Source organism: Mesorhizobium sp. LEGMi-168a, from assembly GCF_058312955.1.
The window spans coordinates 74,670-84,043 of the sequence record NZ_JBZEGV010000027.1; the positions used below are offsets into that span (position 1 = coordinate 74,670).

Here is a 9,374-nt window from a genome sequence, read left to right on the forward strand (position 1 = left end):
CAATCATCGCCCTATCTCAGGGACGGGGACACGGCGCGGCATCGGCGTCGATGACCATTCCCGAAAGCAGGGATTTTGCAGATGGATTATCAAACGGATGACAAGCTCGGCACCGGACAGGCCGCGTTCTCGGTCGAGACCAGCAGCCTCTCCGACCAGCTGACGACGATCAGGCAGGCGCTGAAGACATCGCCGGTTCGCAGGCAGCTTTCCTGGGTGTCGATCGGCATTGTCGGCGTTATCGTCGCGACATCGGTCGGGCAGGTCCTGCTCAACCGCTGGAACCAGCCTTTCTTCGATGCCCTGGCGCGGCGCGACCTGCCGGCTTTCCTGCACCAGCTGATGGTTTTTGCCGCAATCGCCGGCAGCCTCCTGGTGCTCAATATCGGCCAGACCTGGCTCAACCAGATGATCCGGCTGAGGCTGCGCCAGGCGCTGACGCTGGATCTCATCGATGAATGGATGCGGCCGGCGCGCGCCTTCCGGCTCACCCATGCGGGAGCCATCGGCGTCAACCCCGACCAGCGCATGCAGCAGGATGCCGGGCACCTCTCTGATCTCTCGACCGATCTCGGCGTCGGCCTCTTGCAATCCTTCATCCTTCTTGTGTCCTTTATCGGCGTGCTGTGGGAGCTCTCTTCCGGCTTCGTCTTCCATGTCGGCGGCCATTCCCTGGCCATACCCGGCTACATGGTCTGGGCGGCGATCCTCTATGCCGGCATCGCCTCGTGGCTGAGCTGGCTGGTGGGCCGGCCGCTGATCCGCTTCAACAGCGATCGCTATACGCGGGAGGCGGAGCTGCGCTCCTCCATGGTCCGCATCAACGAGAACATCGACGCCATCGCGCTTGCCCATGGCGAGGCCGACGCCAGTCGGCGGCTCGACGGCGATCTCGACACCGTGCTTGGCGCCATGCGGCGCATCTATGGCGCCCAGATCAACCTGTCCTGGGTCACCGACGCCTATGGCTGGATCACCGTGGTGGCGCCGATCCTCGTCGCGGCGCCGGTCTATTTCGCCGGCGACATCAGCTTCGGCGGATTGATGATGGCGGTCGGCGCCTTCAACCAGGTGAATTCCTCGCTGCGCTGGTTCATCAACAACATCGGCGCCATCGCCGATTGGCGGGCAACGCTGATGCGCGTCGCCGATTTCCGCATCGCGCTTGGCGAAACGGACATCCTGCATGCCAAGGAAAGGCGCATCGAGTTCGGCGAGAACGCAAATGGCAAGCTGACATTCGACAAGCTCGAAGTCGCATCGCCCGACGGCTGCACCAAGTTTGCCGAGACGAGCGTCGAGATCCGGGCCGGCGAGCGCGTCATGATCACCGGCGATCCGCGCGCCGGCAAGACGCTGTTCTTCCGCGCCATCGCCGGTCTCTGGCCATGGGGAAGCGGCCGCATCGGCATGCCGGCCGGGGAGACGCCATTCTTCGTGCCGCGCACGCCCTATTTCCCACTCGGCACGCTGCGAGACGTGCTCAACCATGCCGAAGGCGCCAAGATAGACGACGCCGAGATTTCCGCGGTGCTCAACGAAGTCGGCCTGGAGCGGCTGTCATCCCAACTCGACCGCTCGGCGCGCTGGGAGCATGAACTGGCCGACGACGAGCAGCGGCTGCTCGCCTTTGCCCGGCTTGCGCTGAGGAAGCCGAAATGGGTGATCATCGACGAAGCGCTGGATACGTTCGACGGCGCCACGTTGCGGCGCGTGCTGGCCATGCTGCAGGCGAGACTGCCGGACGCTACGATCCTCAATATCGGGCGCGGCCTGCACAACAACCTGTTCTTCCCGCGCGCGCTCACCATCGTCAAGGACAGCGGCGGAACGGCGCTCAAGCCGGCCCGACTCCGCGCCGGGGCGATCGACCCCCCACCGGCCGCGGCGCGCGCCAAGAAATAGCTTTATTTCGCCGCGATCGCCGGGAAGAATCCCGGCGTGGTCGGAGCTGTGCCATGCTCAAGGTGCTCAGCCTGCTTGCCTGCCTTGCCTGCGCCGAGGCGGCGCCAATGCCTGCAATCGGCGGCGGTACGCCCGTCGATGTCGAACTCGTGCTGGCTGTCGACATCTCGCAATCGATGGACGAAAGGGAGTTCGCCCTGCAGCGCGCCGGCTATGTCGAGGCGCTGCGCCATCACGACTTCATCAGCGCGGTGCGTTCGGGCCCGAAGGGCCGCATCGCGCTCGCCTATTTCGAATGGGCGGGCGTCGTGCGCGACGACGGCATCATCGCCTGGCAGGTCATCGACGGCGCCGACAGCGCCAACGCCTTTGCCGACAAGATCGCGGGCCGTCCGTTCCGGAGCTTTCGCGGCACCTCGATTTCCGGCGCTCTCGGCTTCGGCGCCGGGCTTCTGGAGAAAAATGGCTTTTCGGCGCCGCGGCGGGTCATCGACATATCGGGAGACGGACCCAACAATGCCGGACTGCCTGTCGCCCTGACCCGCGATGCCGCCCTCGCCAGTGGCATAGTCATCAACGGCCTGCCGATCCTGATCAGCCCGTCGCCGAGCGTCAGCCGTCTAGATCGCTACTATGCCGATTGCGTCACCGGCGGCCCCGGCTCGTTCGTGCTGCCGATCTATGCGGTGTCCGAATTCTCGACCGCGATCCGCCGCAAGCTGATCCAGGAGGTGAGCGGTGTCGGTGATGCTACAAAGATCCGCGTCGATGCGGAGGCGCCGACGGACTGCCTGCTTGGCGAGCGGCTGCGGCAACGGTTTTCCGATCCGTATTTTCCGGAGCTGGATCGGTGAGTTACCCACGCGTTGCTATTTCGGACGCGGCTCCGCGCCCTCAGGCGGCCCGGGCGCCATATTTGGCGCGGAACTCGTCATAGCAATCGCGGCGCCAGCGACGGCCGACAACATAGCCGCGCAGCAATTGCGGCAGCGAATAGCCGAGGGCTTTGGATGATCGGTTGGCCAGATAGCCCGAGAAAGCCTGAGGCAGCCGGCCTTTCAGGGTATCGGCGATGATCTGGCGCGCGATCATATAGGGCGGCACGTCGGGATAACGGTCGGCGATATAAGGGTGCTTGCCGATCAGGTTGGCATAGGCCTCGACATAGCCGTCGCGGCGGCCGGAGATCGAGTTCTCCGAATTGTATTTCTTCCAGTCGATATCCTCGGACAGCAGGGCACCGCTGCGGCGGGCGAAGCGAAGCAATATCTCGCGATCCTGCATGCGCGTGATGTCGCTGTCATAGCCGCCGATCGCCATCAGCGACTCGTGGCGGGCCGTGATCGCCGAGCCGGCAATGAAGATCGTCTGCGAAACCAGGGCGCGCTGCAGCGTGCTCTTGTCGAGAAAGGCCTGGCGATTGATGCATTTGGTGCTGCGGTTGCCCTTCACCGAGACGAAGGAACTGATCAGCACCTCGAGCGACGGGTCCTTGCCGAAGTGCGCCAGCGTCCGCTCCAGACGGTCCGGCAGATAGACATCGTCCGAATCAAGGAAGGTCACGATCGGCGCCCGCGCGCGCTCGATGCCGGCGTTGCGCGCGGCATTGGCGCCTCGCCATTTCGCCCCGACATAAATCAGCCTGGGGTCGTGAATTTCGGCCAGGGCAGCGGCCGTCCCATCGGTCGAGCCATCGTCGACCACAATGTGCTCGAAGCGCGTAAGTGTTTGGGCAAGAACGCTTTCCACCGCACGCACAACCTGGCTGCGCCGGTTGTGCGTCGGCGTGATCACGGTGATCAGCGGAGCTGTGTCGGAAGCAGCCGGCATCTAACTTTCGTTGTGAGGCGGATAAACGATGATCGGATGGATATCGTACCTGCCCTTCCGTGTCCGCCCCCGGATGGATTCGACAAAACGCTACAGAAAAGAGGCGTCTATGTCACCTGAAGCGTCGCGTCAGGGTCAAGTTCGGAGCGTATTTCTTCCAAGCCATGCGGTTTGAAAGCAACACTTTGCGGGCGACTTGTCCTCAACTGTGGCCCACATAGTCAGGCAAGATTTCGATCTCGTCGCGAACGAGGCCTGTCGCCAGGCCGAAATGGCCGAAAAACGCCAGGGTGTAGAAAGCCAGGCCGACAATCAGTGAAAACGGAATCTGCCAGATCGGCATGCCTGTTTGCGGCGCATGACCAATCACGCGTCGTGTCGTGCGCCACGACATCGTCCCCCAGCGTGTGAACGATTTGAGGATACGCTGGGCGCGGGTGGGGGAATGAAGCTCGACGAATTTTCGGTCGGCATCCCTGCCGGTCACCAGCGCGCGCCAATAGAAGAACCGCCAGCCGCGCGGAGAGTAGTGGTAGACGCGCGCATCGACATTGACGATCTCATGGCGCTCGCGCCAAAGCTGGTGCATCAGCAGCGTGCAGGAAACCTTGAAACCGTTGTGTGCCGGGAAGGGATGGCTGGCGATCCAGTCGCGCCGGAAGGCGACGTTGTTGGCGTTGATCGCCCGTTTCGAAGCGAATCTTTCGTCTCCCCGGGCCATCGGGAAAAACCAAATCAAGGCAAAAGTTCTTGAGAAGAAATCATCGTAGGAAAGATAGGTGTGCCCGTTCACGCAGACGGTTTGCGGCTGTCGAAAAGGCAGTAGCAGATTTGACAGCCAACCCTGCTGGGGGACCGTATCGGAATCCAGGAAGACGACGATGTTTCCTTCGGTCAAACGCACGCCATTGTTTTTGAGGTCGTAATACCGACCGCCGGAGCAGGCCGCGATTGCCAGGTCGGCGACCTGCATCAATTGAGGCGATTCAGCTTCGATGCTCGCTTGCAGCAAATCGGCGTCCGAATCAGGCCCGCTATGCGACACGATAACTTTCGGCCTTGCAAAACCAGTCGCGGAAACGGCAGCAATTTCACGCGCCAGGGCCTTCAGGCCCACGCCGATCTCGTCCCAGTCAATGGATTTGGCGTTCTCCATCTCCACGACGATCGAATAGGTTGGATGTTCAGCCATAGAGTTAACCACCACCAGCGTATCGGGATAGTCGCTATAGCCCTGAGCGTATGCTGTCAAACGATCAAAGGCGCCATTCTATTTGCGAGTTTCCGCTTCGTTGGGCGGCTCGCCGATCGCTAGTTCTTCAAGAAGCCGCGGATATAGTTTTTTCCGTGCCGGAAACTCGACGGGTCGGCATATTCAGACAGGAAACGCGTTCTCCATTCGTCGTTGATCGCGTCGCGCTGGATTTCGAGACCTGACTCGAGGTTCTTTCCCCAGACAGGCTCTACACCTGCCAGCTGCGCGATCGTCTTGAGGCTTCCAACCGGATCTTGCTGAATTTGCTCATAGGTCAAGGCAAGAAAAGACAGTCCGTTTTTCGCGAACCAAGCATCCCAAGCCAAATTCTCCATCAAAATCTTCTCAAGCGACTCGGCAATCGCTCCGCTGTCGTAGCGTGGCGGTGCATCGCTGACTTCAGTGGAGCGGAATCTACGGGTTTGCCGCGCGCGTGCCCATGAGATCGCCTGGCCCAGCAGATCGCTACGCGTCAGGCGCACATAGCGCGGGTTCGGAAGACTGGCCGGCAGGTTCACCTTCTTGGCCACTTGAGCGAATTGGCTCGCAAAGAGCTTGATCGCGTAGACTCCAGATGAGGACCGTCCCTCTATCAACGCCCGCAGGAGCTGGGCGCTCGGTTCGCGCGGGTAGCCGGGCAGTTCAAGCAGCCGGCGACCGCCAAACCATTCCAGTGGATTGCCCAACCCGGCCGAAGCCATCAGTCCTGCAAGATGATTGCTGCCGCTGCGCGGTGATGTGCAGACGAGAATTCCCGCTCGTATCTCCGACAGAATGTCCGGAGGGATTTGAACCGCCGGCGGCGGCCGACGAAAAAGCTGCATCCCGATCATCGCTTCAGCAAAAACACCGCTTGCTGGCCGAAGAAATTCCAGAACCACCAGGGCATCGACAGGCCGATCTTCTGGCCGTTGGCGTCGAGCGCGGTCGCCTTCTCGACCGTTGCGCCAAGCTCCTCGCACAGATTGACGAAGTCGCGGATGGTGCAGAAGTGGATGTTCGGCGTGTCGTACCAGGAATAGGGCAGGTCCTTGGTGACCGGCATCCTGCCCTTGATCAGCAGCGAGAAGCGCACGCGCCAATGGCCGAAATTGGGGAACGATACGATGGCGCGGTTGCCGATCCGAAGCAGCTCGTCGAGCACCAGCTTGGGATTGCGGGTTGCCTGCAAGGTCTGCGACAACACCACGAAATCGAAGCCCTTGTCGGGATAGAATTCGAGGTCTTTGTCGGCATCGCCCTGGATGACGGAAAGGCCGCGCGCCACGCATTCGTTGACGCCGCGCTGCGACAGCTCCATCCCGCGGCCGTCGACCTGTTTTGTCTCCTGGAGAAGTTCCAGCAGCAGGCCGTCGCCCGAGCCGACATCGAGGACACGCGAACGGGTCGGGATGAGATCGTTGATAACCTCGAGATCGACACGTTGGGCGCGATTGACGCTCATGGGAACACCTGCGGCCTTAAAGCAGGTCGCGTGAAAAAGGATTCACGCGACCTGCTTTAAATTTTTGATTTTAAGCATGTCTTCGTCCCGAAACCGGACCCACTTTCGGGAGACATGCTTTAGAGCATTCGGAGCCAAAGCGGAATCGCTCGGCGTCGCAGAAATGCGGCTAAAACGAAGAGATCGCGAGCCGCTCATAGGCTGAGTCCCCTGGCGCGGGCGGCCGAGGCGATGAAGCCGTTGATGGCAGCGAACAGTTCCGGTTCGTCGAGCAGGAAGGCGTCATGGCCGCGATCGGTCTCGATCTCGACGAAGGAGACGGAGGCGCCGGCGGCGTTCAGCGCATGAACGATCGAGCGGCTCTCCCCGGTCGGGAACAGCCAGTCGGATGTGAAGGATACCAGGCAAAACCGCGTCTTGGTGCCGGCGAAGGCATCGGCCAGCCGTCCGCCATGGTCGGCGGCGAGGTCGAAATAGTCCATCGCGCGGGTCAGATAGAGATAGGAGTTGGCGTCGAAGCGGTCGACGAAGGTCATGCCCTGGTGGCGCAGGTAGCTTTCGATCTGGAAGTCGGCGTCGAAACCGAAGGTGAGCGCCTCGCGGTCCTGCAGGTTGCGACCGAACTTGCGGTGAAGGGCCGCCTCCGACAGATAGGTGATGTGGGCGGCCATGCGCGCCACGGCGAGCCCTTTTTCCGGACGCCTGCCGAAATCGAGATATTTGCCGCCGTGCCACTCGGGATCGGCCATGACGGCCTGCCGCCCGACCTCATGGAAGGCGATGTTCTGCGAGGAATGGCGGGCGCCGGTGGCGATCGGCAGCACCGAGAAGACGCGCTCCGAATGGCTGGCGGCCCACTCCAGCACCTGCATGCCGCCCATCGAGCCGCCAAGCACGCAAAACAGCTTCTCGATGCCGAAATGATCGACCAGCATCAGCTGCGCGCGCACCATGTCGCGGATGGTGATGATCGGCAGGTCGAGGCCGTAAGGCTTACCTGTCGCCGGATTGATCGAGGCGGGGCCGGTGGAGCCGAGGCAGCCGCCGACGACGTTGGAGCAGATGACGAAAAAGCGGTTGGTGTCGATGATCCTGCCGGGGCCGATCAGCACCTCCCACCAGCCCGGCTTGCCGGTCACCGGATTGGTGTTGGCGACATGCTGGTCACCGGTCAGCGCGTGGCAGACGAGGATGGCGTTGGAGCGGGCGTCGTTGAGGGTGCCGTAGGTCTGGTAAGCGACCTGGAACGGCGACAGCACCGTGCCCGCATCGAGCTTCAGCGGCTTGTCGGGACCGAACTGCAACACCGGGCTCGACGGATGGTCGGCCTCGTTGTTGGTCCTTAGAGCGCGCTGAGCGGCCATCGCATTCCCCATCCAGTCCGCATCGATTTCGCCGATGCGGTATCCGGCCGGCAGCGGACAATAAAAAACCGGCTTGCCTTCGCAAAGCCGGTTACAGGTTGCAAACGGCCCTTTAGCGAATTGTTTAACGTGGCTGCAAGCCGACCGGCCAAATCACCACGGGAGTCCGGCTGCTCTTCTAGGACCAGCGCCGCGCTTCGTCAACGGTTAGCATCTTGGGGCTGCCTGCTGGCGCGCGCCGGCACTCGACATTCGGGGCCACGGCCTGTATTTCCGCTGCGGCCTCGAAGGCCTTCTCGACGGATTTGTGACATGAAGCAGGATCAGCCACGTCCGACGCCCCGCGCGGGCATCATGGACATCGAGGCCTACGTGCCAGGCAAGAGCACGGCACCGGCCGGCGTGACGAAAGTCTATAAACTGTCGTCCAACGAGAACCCGCTCGGGCCGTCGCCGAAGGCGATCGAGGCGGCGCGTGAAGTGGCGGCGAAGCTCGACGTCTATCCCGACGGCTCCGCGAGGCGGCTGCGCGAGGCGATCGGCGACGTGCATGGCCTCAATCCGGCAAACATCGTCTGCTCCAACGGCTCCGACGAGATCCTGGGCCTTTTGGCGCAGACCTATCTCGCGCCGGGCGACGAGGCCGTGTTCACCGAACACGCATTCATGGTCTACAAGATCTACATCCAGGCCGCCGGCGCCAAGCCGGTGGCGGTCAAGGAAACCGACGAGCGCGCGGACATCGACGCGATCCTCACCGCGGTGACGCCGGCGACCCGGATCGTGTTCCTCGCCAATCCCAACAATCCGACCGGCACCTACGTGCCGTTCCAGGAGGTGCGCCGGCTGCATGCCGGGCTGCCGAAGAACGTGCTGCTGGTACTCGACGCGGCCTATGCGGAATATGTGCGGCGCAACGATTATGAAGCCGGCATCGAGCTGGCGGGCAGTTCCGAGAACGTCGTCATGACCCGCACCTTCTCCAAGCTCGGCCTCGGCGGCGCGCGCATCGGCTGGATGTACGGGCCGGCGCATATCGTCGATGCGATCAACCGGGTGCGCGGGCCCTTCAACGTCAACGCGACCGCGATCGAGGCAGGGATCGCGGCAATCCGCGACCGCGCGCATATCGAGCGCAGCGTGGCGCACAACGCGAAATGGCTGGCCTGGGTCAGCGAGCAGGTGACCCTGCTTGGGCTGCGCGTCACGCCCAGTGTCGGCAATTTCGTGCTGATCCACTTCCCAGACGAGAAAAAGCATTCGGCGGCGGCCGCGGACGATTATCTGAGCGCGCGCGGCTATATCCTGCGCCGCGTCACCGGCTACGGCTTCCCCAACGCGCTGCGCATGAGCATCGGCCTCGAAGAGGCTAATCGCGGCGTCGTCGAAGCGCTGACGAGTTTCCTGAAAAGCTAGGCACCATGGCATCACCGATGTTCGAAAAGATAACGCTGATCGGCATCGGCCTGATCGGCTCGTCGCTCGCCCGCGTCATCCGCCGCGAGGGGCTTGCCCGCCATATCGCCATCGCCACGCGCAGCCAAGCGACGCTCAAGCGGGCCGAGGAGCTCGGTCT

General features: G+C 62.5%; 8 protein-coding genes, 1 pseudogene and 1 riboswitch. Of the genes and pseudogenes, 4 read left to right on the forward strand and 5 right to left on the reverse strand.

What is annotated here, in order from left to right:
- Positions 1-81 precede the first annotated feature (81 nt).
- Together AC4FWB_RS27195 and AC4FWB_RS27200 are read left to right on the forward strand one after the other, a co-directional pair.
- On the forward strand, positions 82-1,905 hold the full coding sequence (locus tag AC4FWB_RS27195; protein WP_491029319.1) for an ABC transporter ATP-binding protein/permease: 1,824 nt from the start codon (positions 82-84) through the stop codon (positions 1,903-1,905).
- 53 nt (positions 1,906-1,958) lie between these two features.
- The gene (locus tag AC4FWB_RS27200) at positions 1,959-2,759 is read left to right on the forward strand and encodes a DUF1194 domain-containing protein (RefSeq protein WP_491029320.1); all 801 of its coding nucleotides are present in this window, start codon (positions 1,959-1,961) and stop codon (positions 2,757-2,759) included.
- 40 nt (positions 2,760-2,799) lie between these two features.
- Here AC4FWB_RS27200 and AC4FWB_RS27205 read toward each other — a convergent pair whose 3' ends face one another.
- The 5 genes from AC4FWB_RS27205 to metX form a co-directional block, all read right to left on the reverse strand.
- The gene (locus AC4FWB_RS27205; protein ID WP_491029321.1) at positions 2,800-3,735 is read right to left on the reverse strand and encodes a glycosyltransferase family 2 protein; all 936 of its coding nucleotides are present in this window, start codon (positions 3,733-3,735) and stop codon (positions 2,800-2,802) included.
- Positions 3,736-3,937: 202 nt separating this feature from the next.
- The gene (locus tag AC4FWB_RS27210) at positions 3,938-4,927 is read right to left on the reverse strand and encodes a glycosyltransferase (RefSeq protein WP_491029322.1); all 990 of its coding nucleotides are present in this window, start codon (positions 4,925-4,927) and stop codon (positions 3,938-3,940) included.
- 119 nt (positions 4,928-5,046) lie between these two features.
- Entirely contained in the window at positions 5,047-5,871 is an 825-nt protein-coding gene (locus AC4FWB_RS27215) for a Stf0 family sulfotransferase (RefSeq protein WP_491029323.1), read from the reverse strand.
- A complete protein-coding gene (metW, locus tag AC4FWB_RS27220) occupies positions 5,820-6,434 on the reverse strand; it encodes a methionine biosynthesis protein MetW (RefSeq protein ID WP_491029324.1) in 615 nt (204 codons plus the stop codon). Before metW ends, AC4FWB_RS27215 begins: the two co-directional genes overlap by 52 nt.
- 194 nt (positions 6,435-6,628) lie before the next feature.
- Positions 6,629-7,798, reverse strand: a complete 1,170-nt coding sequence (metX, locus tag AC4FWB_RS27225; RefSeq protein ID WP_491029325.1) for a homoserine O-acetyltransferase MetX — start codon at positions 7,796-7,798, stop codon at positions 6,629-6,631.
- A gap of 92 nt (positions 7,799-7,890) precedes the next feature.
- Positions 7,891-7,968: riboswitch (SAM riboswitch) on the reverse strand.
- A gap of 142 nt (positions 7,969-8,110) precedes the next feature.
- Here metX and hisC point away from each other — a divergent pair.
- Both hisC and AC4FWB_RS27235 read left to right on the forward strand, forming a co-directional pair.
- A complete protein-coding gene (gene hisC / locus AC4FWB_RS27230; protein ID WP_491029326.1) occupies positions 8,111-9,214 on the forward strand; it encodes a histidinol-phosphate transaminase in 1,104 nt (367 codons plus the stop codon).
- A 5-nt stretch (positions 9,215-9,219) separates the two neighbouring features.
- Positions 9,220-9,374, forward strand: a pseudogene (locus tag AC4FWB_RS27235) (prephenate/arogenate dehydrogenase family protein); the annotation flags it as partial.